The 15,518-nt window shown below is 60.2% G+C and carries 16 protein-coding genes; 11 read left to right on the forward strand and 5 right to left on the reverse strand.

The annotated features are described in order from the left end of the window. From GO988_RS18700 to GO988_RS18710, 3 genes are all read left to right on the forward strand, one after another. Positions 1-361: T9SS type B sorting domain-containing protein (locus tag GO988_RS18700; protein WP_157568419.1), on the forward strand; the 361-nt coding region annotated here is incomplete at its 5' end. Between the two features lie 115 nt (positions 362-476). Continuing rightward, complete coding sequence (gene fabD, locus GO988_RS18705) at positions 477-1,391, forward strand: ACP S-malonyltransferase (protein ID WP_262885709.1); 915 nt, start codon at positions 477-479, stop codon at positions 1,389-1,391. Positions 1,392-1,398: 7 nt separating this feature from the next. Beyond that, a complete protein-coding gene (locus GO988_RS18710; RefSeq protein WP_157568421.1) occupies positions 1,399-2,652 on the forward strand; it encodes a hypothetical protein in 1,254 nt (417 codons plus the stop codon). Here the strand turns inward: GO988_RS18710 and folK are convergent. Then, entirely contained in the window at positions 2,623-3,117 is a 495-nt protein-coding gene (folK, locus tag GO988_RS18715) for a 2-amino-4-hydroxy-6-hydroxymethyldihydropteridine diphosphokinase (protein WP_157568423.1), read from the reverse strand. The two genes, GO988_RS18710 and folK, sit on opposite strands and share 30 nt — an antisense overlap. Then, positions 3,117-3,971, reverse strand: coding sequence for an alpha/beta hydrolase family protein (locus GO988_RS18720; protein WP_157568425.1), 855 nt, complete (start codon positions 3,969-3,971; stop codon positions 3,117-3,119). Before GO988_RS18720 ends, folK begins: the two co-directional genes overlap by 1 nt. Before the next feature lie 48 nt (positions 3,972-4,019). Here GO988_RS18720 and GO988_RS18725 point away from each other — a divergent pair, with 48 nt between their 5' ends. Beyond that, positions 4,020-5,009 (forward strand): polyprenyl synthetase family protein, encoded by a 990-nt coding sequence (locus GO988_RS18725; protein WP_157568427.1) that lies wholly within the window; start codon positions 4,020-4,022, stop codon positions 5,007-5,009. Between the two features lie 11 nt (positions 5,010-5,020). Here the strand turns inward: GO988_RS18725 and GO988_RS18730 are convergent, their stop codons facing one another. Both GO988_RS18730 and GO988_RS18735 read right to left on the reverse strand, forming a co-directional pair. Continuing rightward, positions 5,021-5,398 carry a hypothetical protein gene (locus GO988_RS18730; RefSeq protein WP_157568429.1) on the reverse strand — a complete coding sequence of 126 codons (378 nt, stop codon included), beginning with the start codon at positions 5,396-5,398 and terminating at the stop codon, positions 5,021-5,023. Between the two features lie 166 nt (positions 5,399-5,564). Then, positions 5,565-6,242: a peptidoglycan DD-metalloendopeptidase family protein gene (locus GO988_RS18735; protein WP_157568431.1), complete on the reverse strand. Its 678-nt coding sequence runs from the start codon at positions 6,240-6,242 to the stop codon at positions 5,565-5,567. Between the two features lie 112 nt (positions 6,243-6,354). On the opposite strand from GO988_RS18735, the gene GO988_RS18740 reads away from it, so the two are divergent. From GO988_RS18740 to dut, 3 genes are all read left to right on the forward strand, one after another. Next, on the forward strand, positions 6,355-7,452 hold the full coding sequence (locus GO988_RS18740; RefSeq protein WP_157568433.1) for a ferredoxin--NADP reductase: 1,098 nt from the start codon (positions 6,355-6,357) through the stop codon (positions 7,450-7,452). 131 nt (positions 7,453-7,583) lie between these two features. After that, complete coding sequence (locus tag GO988_RS18745) at positions 7,584-9,332, forward strand: M3 family oligoendopeptidase (protein WP_157568435.1); 1,749 nt, start codon at positions 7,584-7,586, stop codon at positions 9,330-9,332. A gap of 158 nt (positions 9,333-9,490) precedes the next feature. Further along, the gene (gene dut / locus GO988_RS18750; RefSeq protein ID WP_198172927.1) at positions 9,491-9,925 is read left to right on the forward strand and encodes a dUTP diphosphatase; all 435 of its coding nucleotides are present in this window, start codon (positions 9,491-9,493) and stop codon (positions 9,923-9,925) included. Between the two features lie 117 nt (positions 9,926-10,042). On the opposite strand, the gene GO988_RS18755 is transcribed toward dut, so the two are convergent. After that, positions 10,043-10,426 (reverse strand): hypothetical protein, encoded by a 384-nt coding sequence (locus GO988_RS18755; protein WP_157568439.1) that lies wholly within the window; start codon positions 10,424-10,426, stop codon positions 10,043-10,045. Positions 10,427-10,512: 86 nt separating this feature from the next. On the opposite strand from GO988_RS18755, the gene GO988_RS18760 reads away from it, so the two are divergent. The 4 genes from GO988_RS18760 (at position 10,513) to GO988_RS18775 (ending at position 15,345) form a co-directional block, all read left to right on the forward strand. After that, positions 10,513-11,487: a threonine ammonia-lyase gene (locus GO988_RS18760; RefSeq protein ID WP_157568441.1), complete on the forward strand. Its 975-nt coding sequence runs from the start codon at positions 10,513-10,515 to the stop codon at positions 11,485-11,487. A 130-nt stretch (positions 11,488-11,617) separates the two neighbouring features. After that, positions 11,618-12,628 carry a sugar nucleotidyltransferase gene (locus tag GO988_RS18765; RefSeq protein WP_157568443.1) on the forward strand — a complete coding sequence of 337 codons (1,011 nt, stop codon included), beginning with the start codon at positions 11,618-11,620 and terminating at the stop codon, positions 12,626-12,628. Positions 12,629-12,743: 115 nt separating this feature from the next. Beyond that, on the forward strand, positions 12,744-14,558 hold the full coding sequence (locus GO988_RS18770) for a tetratricopeptide repeat protein (RefSeq protein WP_157568446.1): 1,815 nt from the start codon (positions 12,744-12,746) through the stop codon (positions 14,556-14,558). Further along, positions 14,551-15,345 carry a DUF4292 domain-containing protein gene (locus GO988_RS18775; RefSeq protein WP_157568448.1) on the forward strand — a complete coding sequence of 265 codons (795 nt, stop codon included), beginning with the start codon at positions 14,551-14,553 and terminating at the stop codon, positions 15,343-15,345. The genes GO988_RS18770 and GO988_RS18775 overlap by 8 nt, the downstream gene beginning before the upstream one ends. The last annotated feature ends 173 nt before the right edge of the window (positions 15,346-15,518 follow it).

The following is a 15,518-nucleotide window of genomic DNA, read 5'->3' on the forward strand; positions in this document are numbered from 1 at the left end:
GGTGAGCGCCCAGGGCATCCGCAGCGCGCTCAGTAACTCGGTCTGCCAGGACGAGTGTGCCTTCTTCCTGCTGCCTAACATCTTCACCCCCAACGGCGACGGCATCAACGACGTGTTTAAGCCCAAGACGGCCAGCGCCATCACGCGCACGCACATCCAGATTTTCAACCGCTGGGGCCGCAAAGTGTACGAAGGCGACCAAGACCCCTACATCAACTGGACCGGCGGCGGCATGGCCGGCGAAAGCGGCACCAGCGGCCTTGTCTCGGGCGGCATTTACTACTACCTGGCCGAGGTGCAGTTTGCCGACGCCGCCAAAACCACCCGCACCTTCAAGGGCTGGGTCGAGCTCGTGCGCTAGTCTCTAAAACTCATTGTTTGAAAAAGCCGCTCCTACCAGAGCGGCTTTTTTAGCTTTAATTTGTTCTTCCCACTGCGAGGGTGGGGTAGTATCCGCTTTAAAGAATTTCGCCGTTTTGACTCCTTCCCACCCCCTTGAGGCCACTACCACGGCCCTGGTTTTTCCGGGCCAGGGCTCGCAATTTCCGGGCATGGCCCGCGAACTGTTTGCGCAAAATGAGGCCGCCCGTGCCTTACTTATCCAAGCCAACGACATTGTGGGCTTCGAACTGACCAAGCTGCTATTCGAAGGCACCGAAGAAGACCTGCGTCGCACCGACGTGACGCAGCCGGCCGTGTTTGTGCACTCGGTAGCGCAGTTTGTGGCGCAACCCGCGGTGCAGCCCAGCATGGTGGCTGGCCACTCGCTAGGCGAACTCTCGGCCTTAGTGGCGGCTGGGGTGCTGTCTTTTGCCGATGCCCTACCCTTGGTAGTGCGCCGCGCCCAGGCCATGCAAGCGGCCTGCCAGGAGCAGCCCGGCACAATGGCCGCCATTCTGGGCCTAGCCGACGAGGTGGTCGAGCGCATCTGCCAAGAGATTTCGGCGGGTGGTGATGTGGTGGTAGCGGCCAACTACAACTGCCCCGGCCAGCTAGTTATTTCGGGCTCAGTGGCGGGCATCAACAAGGCGTGCGAAGCGCTGAAAGCCGCCGGCGCCAAGCGTGCCCTACCCCTGCCCGTGGGCGGCGCCTTCCACTCGCCGCTGATGCAGTCGGCGCAGGCTGCGCTGGCCGAGGCCATTGAACGCACTGCGTTCTCGCCGGCCCGCTGCCCGGTGTATCAAAACGTGGATGCGGCCCCGCACAGCGACCCGGCCGAAATCAAAGCCAACCTACTGGCCCAACTCACGGCGCCCGTACGCTGGACGCAGAGCGTGCAAGCCATGTTTCGCGATGGCGCCACTACCTTCCTAGAGTGCGGCCCCGGCAAAGTGCTGCAAGGCTTAGTGAAGAAAATTGAGCCCACGGCCACCGCTGGTGCGGTAGCCTAGGTACGCAGTGGCCAGCTTACCGCCCCGCATCGGCTACGGCTGGCTGGTGTTGGTAGCCAGCCTGGTAGCGCTGGCGCTATACGGCTACGCCACCAGCACCGGCCTGGCCCTGACTAGCGACAGTTACCACTACCTCTACGCTGCCGAAACGCTGCGGCAGAAGGGCCAACTTTTAATGCCCCATGGCGAACCGATGCGCGCGTGGCCGCCACTGTTCCCGGTGGTACTCAGCTTGATAGGCGAGCCCAGCTCGGTGCGTTGGCTCAATGGCGCAGCTTTGGTGGGCGCGCTAGCGGCTTGGTGTGCGGTAGGACGAGAATTGCTGCCGGCCAGTCGGCGGTGGGGGCTACCGTTGCTGCTGGCTTTGGGTAGCCCAACGCTGGTAGTGAGCAAGTTTATCTGGTCCGAACCGTTGTTCAACCTGTTGTGGGCCAGCTATTTTTTGGTGTTATTAGCCTGGCTGCGGCACGGCGGATGGCGCCTAGGCATACTGGCTACGCTGCTAGGGGCCGTGCTGCCCTTCCAGCGGATAGCCGGCTTGTTCTTAGTGATGGGGGTAGGGGTGGGGCTGCTGTGGCCTGGTACGGCGCGGCTGGTGCGGCCGCGCCGTTGGGCGCAGCTAGCGCACGTAGCCGCCGCCGCAATAGGCATCCTGCTGTGGCAACTGCGCGGCGAGCTACAATCGGCGCTGGCTAGCCGGGCCGGGCTGGCTTACACCTACACCAACCCCCTTCAAATACTAAGCGAATATGGCTTTGTATTAGGCCGTTGGCTGGGGCCGCTACCGGTCCCGTCCCTCACCGCAGTGCCGATAGTAGCTTGGGTAGCAGTGCTGGTAGCGTTACTAGGTTTGCTGTGGCCCCGGCTGGCCACTAGCCACGGCACTCCTGCAACTAACGGCAGCAACGCGCTCGCAAGTGCCCGCATCTTGCTTGCCGGACTGGTACTGACAGTGGTTATTTTAACGGCTTCGGCCACTTATGGGCGTACTGGTAGCGGCTTGTTTGAGGCCGAGCGCTACCTCACACCCTTATACCCGCCGGTGGTACTGCTGGTGCTCTTGGCTTGGCCTGCCAATGTGCGCTGGGCGGCTAAAGTTGGCCCCTATTTACTGGTGGCGTGGGTGCTATACCAGGGCGTTCGGGCGGGCCACAACGCGCAGCAATTGCGCAGCATACCCGCTGCGGATATGCACATTCATCGGCATTTTTCGCTGCCCGAGCCGGCGGCACTATTGCCCATGCCAGGTCTGCACCGGTAGCACATCGGGGCAGGCGGCCAGCAGCGCCGCTACCGTTTGGTGAAGCTGCGGGTGCACCAACTGCGGCGCTATTTCGGCCAGTGGCACCAGCGCAAAACGCCGGGCCGGCAGCGCTGGGTGCGGCACCGTAAGCGTGGGCAGTGCCAGTATTTCAGCTCCATACAGCAGAATATCCACGTCGAGCGTGCGACTGCCCCAGCGCACTAACCGTTCGCGGCCCTGCCGCTGTTCAGTGGCCAAGCAGGCCGCCAATAGGGCGAGGGGGGGTAGGGAAGTTTCGAGGGCCAGCACTTGGTTGAGGAAGGCTGGTTGGTCCTCTACGCCCCAGGCAGCCGTTTCATAAATGCCGGACGCGGCAACTACGCGGCCGGCCGTGGCCGCTAGGTTTTGGCGCGCCTCGGCCAGGTAGCCGGCTCGGTCGCCCAGGTTACTGCCAAGTAATAAGTAGGCGACGGTGCTGGCCATCAGTGCCGAACAAAGAAATCGGCCGTGCGCTCGGCAATGAGGCGAGCGGGCGCGGGCAAGTCGGAATTAGTCCACGGATGGGCGCCGCCAAACATATGCCCCGCGCCGGGCACTACGAGCAGCTCTGCCGTGGGCTGGCCGGCTTGCAGCTCATAAACGGCCGCCAGCGGCACCGTTTCGTCTTGGTCGCCGTGGATGAGCATCACCGGCTGGCGCAGGCCAGGCATCAGTTGCGGCAAGTCGAGGCGGGAACGATTGGCAAAGTAATTTTCGGCAATTTGGTAGTACATAGGTAATTGCTGGCCAGTACGCGTGTTGGGCACGTAGAGGACGCCCTCGCGCTGCCACTGAGCCAGCACTTCGGCGGGCCAGCGCGGGTATAGGTTGGCCACGGCAGCCCAGGCCGCTACAGCCTGCACGCGCGGGTCTTCGGCGGCCTTCAACAGCACCAGGGCGCCACCGCGGCTGTGGCCCACCAAGTACACTCGGCCCAGGTCTAGCTGGGCGGGTGGGAGGGGGGTAGCACCGGGAGTATGCAGGGCATCAAGCAACTGGCCGAGGTCGTCCAATTCTAGGCTGAAATTATTTTGGCCGAATGCCTCCAAGTCCTCCAAATCGCCGGTGCCGCCTACCACCACGCCGTTGTGCGAGAGGTTGAGCTTAACGAACACGAACCCCCGCTCGGCAAAAAAACGTGCCAATAACCCGAAGTGACCCCAATCTTTAAACCCCTTGAAACCGTGCACGAACACCACTACGGGCAGCGGCTGAGCACTGGGCAGATAGGTGGCATCGGCGGCAAACGGGCGCCCGTGCCCGGCCCCGGTTAGGATAAAGTCAACAGTAGTGAGCATGTGGCTAAGGTAGGGAGTGCGGCCCAGCCGCCGTATCATTGCGCCCGCATGGCAAATCCGCTCGACCACATTCAGGCCCCTATTGCTGCCGAGATGGCCGAGTTCGAAGTCAAGTTCCGGCAGTCGATGCAGACCAAGGTGCTGCTGCTCGATAAAATCATGGGGTACATCGTGCGGCGCAAGGGCAAGCAGGTGCGGCCGATGTTCGTTTTCCTCACCGCTCGCACCACCGCCGCCGACCCCGCCGGCCCACTGCCCGAGGCTGTGTTTCGCGGCGCGGCGCTTATCGAGTTGCTGCACACAGCCACACTTGTTCACGACGATGTGGTGGACGAAAGCAATTACCGGCGCGGCTTTTTTTCCATCAACGCCCTGTGGAAGAATAAAATAGCCGTGTTAGTGGGTGATTATCTGCTGAGCCGTGGCCTGCTGCTATCACTCGAAAACGACGATTTCACGCTGCTCAAAATCGTGAGCAACGCCGTGAAAGAGCTCAGCGAAGGCGAGTTGCTGCAAATCGAGAAAGCGCGCAAGCTTGACATCACGGAGGATATTTACTTCGATATTATTCGCCAGAAAACTGCTTCGCTCATTGCCTCCTGTACGGCCGTGGGGGCGGCCGCTTCGGGCGCCGATGTTGAAACCATCGAGCGAGCCCGCCTTTTTGGCGAGAAAGTAGGCATGGCGTTCCAGATAAAGGACGATTTGTTTGACTACGGCACCGCCGAAATTGGCAAGCCGGTGGGCATCGACATTAAGGAAAAAAAGATGACTCTACCCCTCATCTACGCCTTGCAGCAGGCCAGCTGGCTCGATAAGCGCCGCGTCATCTACAACGTGAAGAACAACGCTGGCCACCGCGACCGCGTGCAGCAGGTTATCGACTTCGTGAAGCTTTCGGGCGGCCTCGACTACGCCGTGCGCACCATGGAGCGCTACCGCGACGAGGCGCTGGCCATCCTGCACACTTTCCCCGACTCGGCGGCCCGCACCTCGCTCGAAGCGCTGATAAACTACACGATAGAGCGCGAAAAATAGCCGCTGGCCAGCTACGGCTTGCGCCGCCGCAGTAGATAATCGGTGCCGCTAAAAATTTTGAAGGTGCCGCTGGAGGTTTCGCCCGAGCTGTATTGCCGGCTGCTCATGCCCACGTATTCCCAGCCTCGGCCAGTGAGGTAATTAAGCGCTAGCATAGCTCTACGCAGGTTTTGCACGGCTACGAATTCCTTTTCTAGTTCGGTGACTGGGGCTTGCTTGCCGAGTTCTTTCAACTGCCCATAATCCAGCAAAGCGCTCCCGCCATTGACGGTAACCAGCGTCACGTACTCATACTGCCCCGCGGAGGGCAGTGCCGCCGCACCAACTTCTTGCGCAAAAGTCGGGCTAGCCAGCGCAAGTAGCCCACTAAGAAGAAATAAGCGAAGCACTGACAGAGACAAGTTAAAAGTTATCGCGAGGATAAACTTGTTACTAATTAATTGTTTGTTAACGAGGTGGTTGAATAAAGTATTGCGTTAGAAATGCGTGCTTCTCGCTTTGAGATTAATCTGAGTTGGGAAATAGTAGCGCTTGCGGCTGCTGAAACCTAGCGCACTATCTGCCGAGTATCAGCATGGGGTCGGGGCACAGCGCCGCCCAATACTCCCGTTCGCTAGGCGGGGCTACCCCCGGAAAATCGCCCCAGCGCCCTTGCATATCGGCGATGAGCTGGAAGTGCAGGTGCGGCGGCCAGTCGCCATTCTCGGGGTAGGGGCCAACGTGGGCAATAACTTGGCCTTGCGCAATGGCTTGCCCCACGTGCAGCCCGGCCAAGTCGGTGCGGGTAAGGTGGCCGTAGAGGCTGTAGAACGTGACCCCTTCAAGCTCGTGCTGCAACAGCAGGGTAGGGCCGTAGTCGCCGAAGTTATTGTTATCAGCCAAGCTGTGCACTCGGGCGGGCAGCGGCGCGGCCACGGGCGTGCCGGCCGGCACCCACACATCCACGCCTAGGTGCAGCGAGCGCGGCTCGGTGGCAGCGTCGAAGTGGGGGCTGCGGCGGTAAATAACACGGGTTTCGAGGTAGCCGCCGATGCCAGTGCTGGCGTGCTGCTCGGCTAGCATCGCAGCTACTACTTCTGTAAAAAAGGCGGTGTCGCGCAGGCGCTCGGGGTGAGCCAGGCGCGGGTTGGCCGCCGTAAAATCGAGGGGTACCACGTTGGCGCCGGTTAGCTGGGGCAGCACCGGGCTAAACGAAGCGCGGTGCCGGGCCAGAAGCGTAGAAAGTTCAGCCATTATGAAACGAAGCTAAGCGGCAGTAGGTAAATAGCCCTACCCCCTCGCCGGTACGCTACCCGTACCCGCGCCGGCCGCCGTAAATTTGCGCTTTCTACACTAGTTTATCCCCATGTCGTCATACCTGACGCTTACCGTCGTTGCCCTCACCCAGGAAACACCTGATACCGTCACCATTCATTTTGAGCGGCCCGACCGCCAAAAGGTACCCAGCAAGCCCGGTCAGTTTCTGACCATTTTGGTGCCCTGCGGCCCGGCCGGCAGCCGGCCCGAGCGCCGCGCCTACTCGCTCAGCAGCACGCCCACCGAGGCGCCGCGCCTGTCCGTGACCGTAAAGCGCGTGTTGGGCGGCTTGGTAAGTAATTATCTGCTTGATAACGCGCGCGTAGGCCAGCAATATGAAGTGCTGCCGCCTACCGGCAACTTCGTGGTGCAGCCCAGCCCCAAGGCGGCCCGCTCGCTGGTGCTCGTCGGGGCTGGCTCGGGCATTACGCCCCTCATGAGCATGCTCAAGGCCGTGGTGGCCGAGGAGCCGCAAAGCCACGTGCTGCTTATTTATGGCAACCGCAACGAGGAATCCGTCATTTTTCAAAAGCAGCTAACTGAGCTGGAAGCCAGCAGCCGCGGCCGCTTGCAGGTCGAGCACGTGTACAGCCAGCCGCTGCACGCGGCCGGCCCACACCAGCACACGGGGCGCCTCAACCGCACCACCCTGCTGCGGATACTGGAGCAGCGCCACCAGTTTCCGGCCCCGCAAGCCGAGTACTACATCTGCGGCCCCGAGGGCCTGATGACCGAAGCCCAGGCCGCCCTCGAACTCCTGAGTGTGCCTACCAGCCGTATCCGCCGCGAGAGCTTTGTGGCCGCCGCCGACGCGGCCGAAGCCGGCGATGCGCACGGCGATGCCCTGGCCGGCGCCAGCGACGGTGCGGTAGTCAACCGCACGGTCACTATCCAGTACGAGGGCAGCGAATATATTTTGGAAGTGCCCGCCAACCAGACGATTCTGGATGCCGCGCTCGACCAGGATATTGACCTGCCGTACTCGTGCCAGGCGGGCCTGTGCACCGCCTGCCGGGGCAAGTGCCTCTCGGGTAAAGTGCATCTCGACGAGCGCGAAGGCCTCTCCGACGCCGAACTGGCCAAGGGCTACATCCTCACGTGCGTGGCCCACCCGCTCACGGCCGACGTAGTAATTGAGATTGACTAAGGAGCGTTGCGAAGTTGGGAGGGGGGTAGGAAAAGCTGGCCAGCGACTAGGGCAGTTATTCGCTTACTTGTGCGCTTATCTCGAAACTTACACCCATCTATCCAACTTTCAGTTACGTATCTTTATTTCCTATGCTGCTACCCGAAGTCGATTTGCCGGCCACTTCGCTGGCCACCGATATGGCGCGTCCGCCGCGCCAGTATCTGCCCGAAGAATTTTTTGTAACTGAATGGGCGTCGCTGGAGCCATTTTTTCAGGAACTGCAAGGCCGCGTAGTGGCCGATGCGGCTGCCTTGGAACGCTGGCTGCTCGACCGTTCTGAGCTAGAATCGGTGCTGAGCGAGGATTTAGCTTGGCGCTACATCCGCATGACGTGCGATACCCAGGCCACCGACCGTGCCGAGGCATTCCAGTTTTTTGTGCAGGAAATTGAGCCTCAAGTAGCGCCCTACGACCACGCGCTTAACGAGAAACTATTAGCTAATCCCTACCTCGCCGAACTCGACCAAGCGCGCTACGGCGTATTTTTGCGTTCGGTGCGCCGGGCTTCCGAAATTTATCGGGAAGAAAATATTCCCCTCAAAACCGAAATTTCGACCAAGCAGCAGCAGTATGCCGCCACCGTAGGCGCCATGACGGTGACGCTCGATGGCGAGGAAATAACGTTACCCCGCGCCGCCGACCGCCTCAAAAGCCTCAGCCGCCCGGTGCGCGAGCAGGCGTGGCGCGCCATCCAGGAGCGCCGCCTGCGCGATAGCCGGCCGCTCGACCAGCTCTTTACCGAGCTGGTGCACCTGCGCCACCAAGTAGCGCTGAACGCCGGCTTCGCCAATTTTCGCGACTATATGTTTGCCGCCCTGGGCCGCTTCGACTACACGGCCGAGGACTGCTTCGACTTCCACTCGGCCATTGGGGCCACGGTGGTGCCGCTCATCAACGAGTTTGACGAAGCCCGCCGCAAGGCGCTGAGTCTGCCCGCTCTGCGCCCCTGGGACCTCGATGTGGACCCCAGCGGCCAGCCGCCGCTGCGCCCATTTCAGACGGGTGAGGAGCTGATTGAGAAGACGATTACTGTTTTCCAACACCTCGACCCGTTCCTCGGCGACTGCCTGCGCACCATGCGCCAGATGGGCCACCTCGACCTCGAAAGCCGCAAGGGCAAAGCCCCCGGTGGCTACAACTACCCGCTTGACGAAACCGGTGTGCCGTTCATTTTTATGAACGCTACCTCTTCGCTGCGCGATGTAGTGACGATGCTGCACGAAGGCGGCCACGCCGTGCATTCGTTCCTAACTCGGCGCCTACCCCTCTCCGCCGACAAGCACCCGCCAAGCGAAGTAGCCGAGCTAGCTTCCATGAGCATGGAGCTGATGAGCATGGACCATTGGGACGTGTTTTTTACGGACCCCGCCGAACTGCGGCGCGCCAAAAAAACGCACCTCGAAAGCGTGCTCGAAACCTTCCCGTGGGTGGCTACCATCGACAAATTTCAGCACTGGGTGTACGAGAATCCCGAGCATACGGAAGCCCAACGCCACCAGCGCTGGACCGAAATTTTTCAGCATTTCAACCAGCGCACGGTAAGCTGGAGCGGGCTAGATAAATTCCGTCCTTACTTGTGGCAGAAGCAGTTGCACCTCTACGAGGTGCCGTTTTACTATATCGAGTACGCCCTGGCGCAGCTGGGAGCCATTGCCGTGTGGCGCAATTTCCGCCAAGACCCGGCGGCTGCCCTGGCCGGCTACCAGCGGGCGCTCTCGCTGGGCTACACCCGGCCTATTGGCGAGGTATACGCGGCGGCCGGCATCCGCTTTGATTTCAGCACCGAATACCTCAGCCAATTGGCTGATTTTGTGCGTGAAGAAATGGCGGCGTTGTAAACCGTTAAGCTTAAATCTTTACTAATTAAAGAACGTCATGCTGAGCCTGTCGAAGCATCTCGTTCGCGCCGTTGGATAGCACCTCAACGGCGCGAGCAAGATGCTTCGACAAGCTCAGCATGACGTTCTTTATTAGTTGCTTAGTAACTCAAAGAATGCTGAAAATACCCGTCATCAATGCTTCCCGGCACGAACTGCCGGCTTACCAAACGGCCCACGCCGCGGGCTTGGACCTGCGCGCCGACTTGCCCAACGGAGCTATCACCCTGCATTCGCTGGAGCGCGTGCTCGTGCCCACGGGCCTGAGCCTGGCCCTACCCCCCGGCTACGAGGCGCAGGTGCGCCCGCGCAGTGGGCTGGCCCTCAAACACGGCATTGGCATTGTGAATAGCCCCGGTACCATCGACGCCGATTACCGGGGTGAGATACGGGTGCTGCTGGTCAATTTATCCAAGGAGCCATTCACCGTGCAAGACGGCGAACGCATTGCGCAGCTTGTAGTGGCTCGCCACGAAACCATCGAGTGGCAGCCTACCGAAGCCCTCAACGCTACCGAGCGCGGCGCCGGCGGCTACGGCAGCACTGGCAAGTAAAAAGGGTGTAAATAAGCACGTCCTGCTGAGCCTGCCGAAACAGCTCTACCAAACAGTGAGGTAGAGCTACTTCGGCAGGCTCAGCAGGACGTGCTTTAGGTAACTATGTGGTGACTACTAGTGGGCTAGCACTGTATCGTTGCCTTGGTGCTTGGCGATAATCTGCATATTGCCCCCGGCCGCAATGAGTTTCTGGCTCAGTTCGCGCAGCTTGTCGCCAATGCCGGCGAAGCCGTGCAGGTTGAGCGCTGCGGTGCTGGTGAGGTGGCCAAGCAAGAAAAATGACTTGGACATGGCCACTGGGTCGTTGCTGCCGATGGCGCGGCTAAGGTTTTCGAGCTCCAAGGCCACGGGGCGCAGCGCGGGGTCGTTGCTATTTTGCAGCTCGCCGAGCCAGTTGGCTACGTGGTTCTGGCCCACGCTGCTATCCTGCCGAAAGCCTACGCTGGTAGCGGCAAACAAGCTCTGGATGCCGGATTCGATTTCAGAGAAATAATTCATAGCACAAAGTACGTAACGGAGAGGCTAACGCAGAACGCCGCCCAGCAGTTTTGGCCCAACTTTGCAGCCGTAGTCCTTCTTCCTGTATGAAACTTATTGACCTGGCCGACTTACAGCAGGCGCAGCAGCGGTTGCGCGGCATGGCGCGCCATACGTCCTTGCTGCCCTACCCCCTGCCCGAGCTGGCTCCCGAGCAAGTATACCTCAAGCCTGAAAGCTTGCAACCCATTGGCTCTTTTAAAATTAGAGGCGCCGGCAACCGCATTTTGGCCCTGAGCGAAGCCGAGCGCGCCCGCGGTGTGCTGGCGTACAGCAGCGGCAACCACGCGCAGGGCGTGGCCTACGCGGCGCGGCAGCTGGGCATAAACGCCACCATTATAATGCCTACCAATGCGCCGCAGGTGAAAATCGCGGCCACCCGGGCTCTCGGTGCCGAAGTCATTCTCTATGACCCCGCCTTGGAAAAGCGTGAGGCCGTGGCCGCCCGCCTGCTAGCCAGCGCGCCCGAGCCACCCGTGCTGGTGCCCCCCTTCGACGATGCCTACGTGATAGCCGGCCAGGGCACCGTGGGCCTCGAACTATTCGCCGACCTGCCCGAAGTCGAACTAGTGCTGGCGCCCGTGGGCGGTGGCGGCTTACTAGGGGGGGTAGCAGCAGCCCTTAAGCTCTTGAAACCGAGTGTGAAAATAATTGGTGTCGAGCCCGAGCTGGCCGCCGATGCCCAGGCGTCGTTGCGGGCGGGTAGGGTAGTAGAGTGGGCCGCCGCTGATACCAACCGCACGCTGGCCGATGGTGTACGCACGCTGGCCCTGAGCGAGTTGACCTTTCAGCACTTGCGCCAATATGCCGACGATATTGTGACGGTGAGCGAGGCCGACCTGCGCGCCGCCGCCCGCCGCCTGCTACTTGAAGCCCGGCTGGTAATTGAGCCCACCGCCGCCCTGCCGCTGGCCGCGCTGCTGCGCCACCGCGCCACCCTACCCCCCAGCCGCCATACGGTTCTCATTCTCAGTGGGGGTAATGCCGACCCGGCTACCCTAATAGAGTTGCTGCGCGACTAAGTTTGGGGCCAGGATAGGGTTTGTAGTATTCAGACGCATCTTTGCGGCCCACATTTCTGCAACGAACTTGCGCCAGAACAAGTATCTGCTGGCACCCTAGCTGACTTCACCTTTTTTACCAGACCCCACCATGAAAATAATTGTTCCCATGGCCGGTATGGGCAAGCGTATGCGCCCCCACACGCTTACCGTACCCAAACCCCTGATTCCGATTGCCGGCAAACCTATTGTGCAGCGCCTCGTGGAGGACATTGCCCGGGTGTGCGGCGAGCCGGTCGAAGAAGTAGCCTTTATCGTGGGCCGTTTTGGGTCAGCGGTGGAAAAAAGCCTGGTGGCCATTGCCGAGTCGGTGGGCGCCAAAGGCACTATTTATTACCAGGACGAGCCCCTAGGCACGGCCCACGCCATTTTGTGCGCCAAACCTTCGCTGAGTGGCCCGCTGGTAGTGGCTTTTGCCGATACCTTGTTCAAAGCTGATTTCACACTCGACAGCTCGGTGCCCGGCACTATTTGGGTGCAGAAAGTGGCCGACCCTAAGCCGTTTGGCGTGGTGAAACTCAACGAAAAAGGTCAGATTACGGACTTCGTGGAAAAGCCCGAAACCTTCGTGTCGGACCTCGCCATCATTGGCATTTACTATTTCCAGGACGGCGACTACCTGCGCGACGAGCTGCAATACCTACTCGACAACGACATCAAGGACAAAGGCGAGTACCAGCTCACCAACGCCCTGGAAAACATGAAGAACAAGGGCACCATCTTCGTGCCCGGCCAAGTAACTGAGTGGCTCGACTGCGGCAATAAAGACGCCACGGTATTTACCAACCAGCGCTACCTGGAGTACCTGAAAGAGCGCGGCGAGAAACTAGTAGCCGCTTCGGCCAAAATCACCAATTCGGTTATCATCGAGCCAGTATACATTGGCGAAAACGCCGTGATTATCAACTCAGTAGTTGGCCCGCACGTATCGCTGAGCGGCAGCGCCATCGTAGAAGATTCGCGCCTGTCGAACTCCATCGTGCAAACGGCGGCCGTGGTGCGCCACGCCAACGTGGCCAACTCCATGGTCGGCAACAACGCCACGCTCATCGGCCAGCCGTCGGACTTGAGCCTGGGCGATTTTAATACGCTACGGGTGTGATATTCTAGCCCCGAGTTGCGTTACTAGCGACGCGGCCCCCAGTGGGGGCCGCGTCGTTTCGTTAATTGGAATCCGTACTTTCGTGAGCCGCGCTAGATGCGTGGCGTCCTTGCTTATGCGTCAGGTTGCGCTTTATGTGTGTGTGTTGCTGCTACTGGCTTCGGCAAGCCAAGGGCAGGGTATTGGCCGGGGCGGGGCAGCCGACTCGGCCGTTGCGCGCAAGCCAGTAAAATTGAGCCGCAAAGAGCGCCGCGAACTGGCTCGTAGCGCCAGCCAAGTGAGCGTGGCCCCCAAGGTGGCCGCCCTTTCGCCCAAAGAGCGCGAAATGGGCGAGGCACTTTTCGTGGATGGCGTGAAATACGTGATTTTGGAGGACTACCCCAAAGCGCTGGAGCGGCTGCTAAAAGCCTACACGCTGATGCCCGACAACCCGGCCGTTAATTATAAGTTGGCCGAAGCTAACCTGCTGAGCGGCAACCTGCGCGATGCCACCGGCTACGCCGAAAGCGCCGTGCGGCTCGACGGTAAAAATCCGTATTACTACCTGCTGCTGGCCCAGGCTCAGGCCAGCCAAAAGCAGTATGAGGCAGCTACTACCACCTACGCCAGCCTGGTGCGCGAGGTGCCCAACTCGGGCAACTACCTGTTTCAGCTAGCCGACCTGTACCTGGCCCAAAACAAGCTGCCCGAAGCCCTGGCTACCCTCGATAAAGCGCAGCAGCAGTTTGGGGCAATGGACGAGATTTCGTTTAAGAAGCAGCAAATTTACCTGCGCCAAAATAACCTGCCGTTGGCCCTGAAGGAAGGCGAAAACCTCATTGCCGCCAACCCGACCGAGCCGCGCTACGTGCTGGCTCAGGCCGAGATGTACGCGGCTAATAACCGCCTGCCCGATGCCATTCGGGTAGCGCAGCAGGCCCTGCGCCTCGACCCTGACAACCCTCAAGCCCGCCTGATTCTGGCCGATGTGTACCGCCAGCAAAACCAGCCCGCTGAGGTAGAAAAAGAGTTGCGACTGGCTTTCCAAAACCCTAGCCTCGACATCGACCAGGAGGTGCGCATCATTGTGGGCTACCTCAAGCAGCTGCCCGATGAAAAATATAACGCCCTGACGCTTGACCTAGCCGCTGCCGCCGTGCGCAGCCACCCCAAAGAAGCTAAGGCTTATAGCATTGCGGGCGATGTGCAGACGCTGACCGGCAAAAAGCGCGAAGCCCGCGATACCTACCTGCGCGCCCTCAAATACGACAACTCGAAGTACCAACTCTGGCAGCAGGTGGTGGTACTCGATGCCGAGCTTAACCAGACCGACTCGCTGCTCGTGCACAGCGACCGTGCCCTAGAGTTGTTTCCGAACCAGGCGCCCTTGTGGTTTTATAATGGGGTAGGGCACTTGCTGAAAAAGCAGCCTCAGCGCGCCGTTCAGGCGTTGGAGCACGGCCGCAAGTTGGCGCTAGCCAATACCGAATTGCTGGGGCAATTTGATGCGCAACTGGGTGATGCTTACCAAGAACTGAAGGATTATACGAAGTCGGATGCAGCTTACGACGCAGCACTGGCCAACGACCCTAATAACTACGGCGTCCTCAACAATTACAGCTATTACCTCAGCCTGCGCAACGAAAAACTCGACAAGGCCAAGGAAATGTCGGGCCGCACCGTGAAACAGTTTCCCGACAACGATACGTACCTCGACACCTACGCTTGGGTGCTTTACAAGCAGAAAGACTACGCTGGCGCCCGCCAAAACCTGGAGCGCGCCCTGAAAACTACCAAGGACGCCAGCATCCTGGAGCACTACGGCGACGTACTGTGGCAACTCGGTGACCACCCAGGGGCCGTAGCGGCCTGGCAGCGCGCCCGCAAAGCCGGGCCCGGCACCTCGCCGCTGCTCGACCGTAAAATCAAAGAACAAAAACTGTATGAATAAATCAGCTATTCTGCTGGCCGGCTTGGCCCTCGTGGGCTGCCACCGCGTACCCAGCAGCAAGGGCTCGCTTAGTGCCTCTACTTCCACGCCCGTAGCTACCCCCGTCGAAACGCCCAACGGCGTGAAGGCCACCAATACCAGCTTCCAGTACCTCAGCGGCCACGGCAAGGTGCACTTCAAGCACAAAAACACCGACCAGTCGGCCAATTTTAGCTTGCGCATACGCCGCGACTCGGCCATTTGGCTGTCGGGCTCCTTGCTCGGAATTGAAGGGGTAAGGGCACTACTCACGCCCGACTCGGTGCGCGTAGTGAACCGCCTGCAAAAGAGCTACTTCGCTGGCGACTATGCCTACCTGAGCCAGCTCCTGAACGTGCCCGTGAGCTACCCGCAGATGCAGGCCATCCTACTCGGCGACTACCAGTCGGCACCCAAAGGTGCGATTCCAGTGGTGAAAAAGGAGGGTGATAGCCAGACCGTTACTTACCCCCAGACGCCTCTAATCCTAGAGCAGCTCGTGAGCCTGAGCACCGGCCGCTTGCAGCAGCTTAAAGTAAGCGAAACGGCTGCTCAGCGTAGCCTAACCGTGGGCTACGAAGATTTTCAGAAGCCCAGCGGCGCCGACCTGCCTTTTGCCTTCACCACCAATGTGCTGGGCCAGCAGGGCGGCACCGAAAGCACCTCGGCCACGCTCAACTACCAGAAAGTAGAAGTTGGCTCGGGCCACCTTGACTTCCCATTTAGCATTCCGAAGGGCTATAAGAAGGAAACTAAGATTAAAAAGTAGCCACCTGCTTTTATTAGAAAATACCAAGCGGAGCTTGCCAAAGCAGCCCGTCTGCGTCGCTAATCCTGGCCGGGAGCAGCTACCAGCCGCGCCGTGGGGTAGGCTCCGCTTGGCATTTGGCGGGTATGTGGGTGTATATGCCGTTATTTTGTGGGGCTTATCTGCTTGGCCTG

The sequence above is a fragment of the Hymenobacter ginkgonis genome (assembly GCF_009755225.1).
GTDB classification, from domain to species: Bacteria; Bacteroidota; Bacteroidia; order Cytophagales; family Hymenobacteraceae; genus Hymenobacter; species Hymenobacter ginkgonis.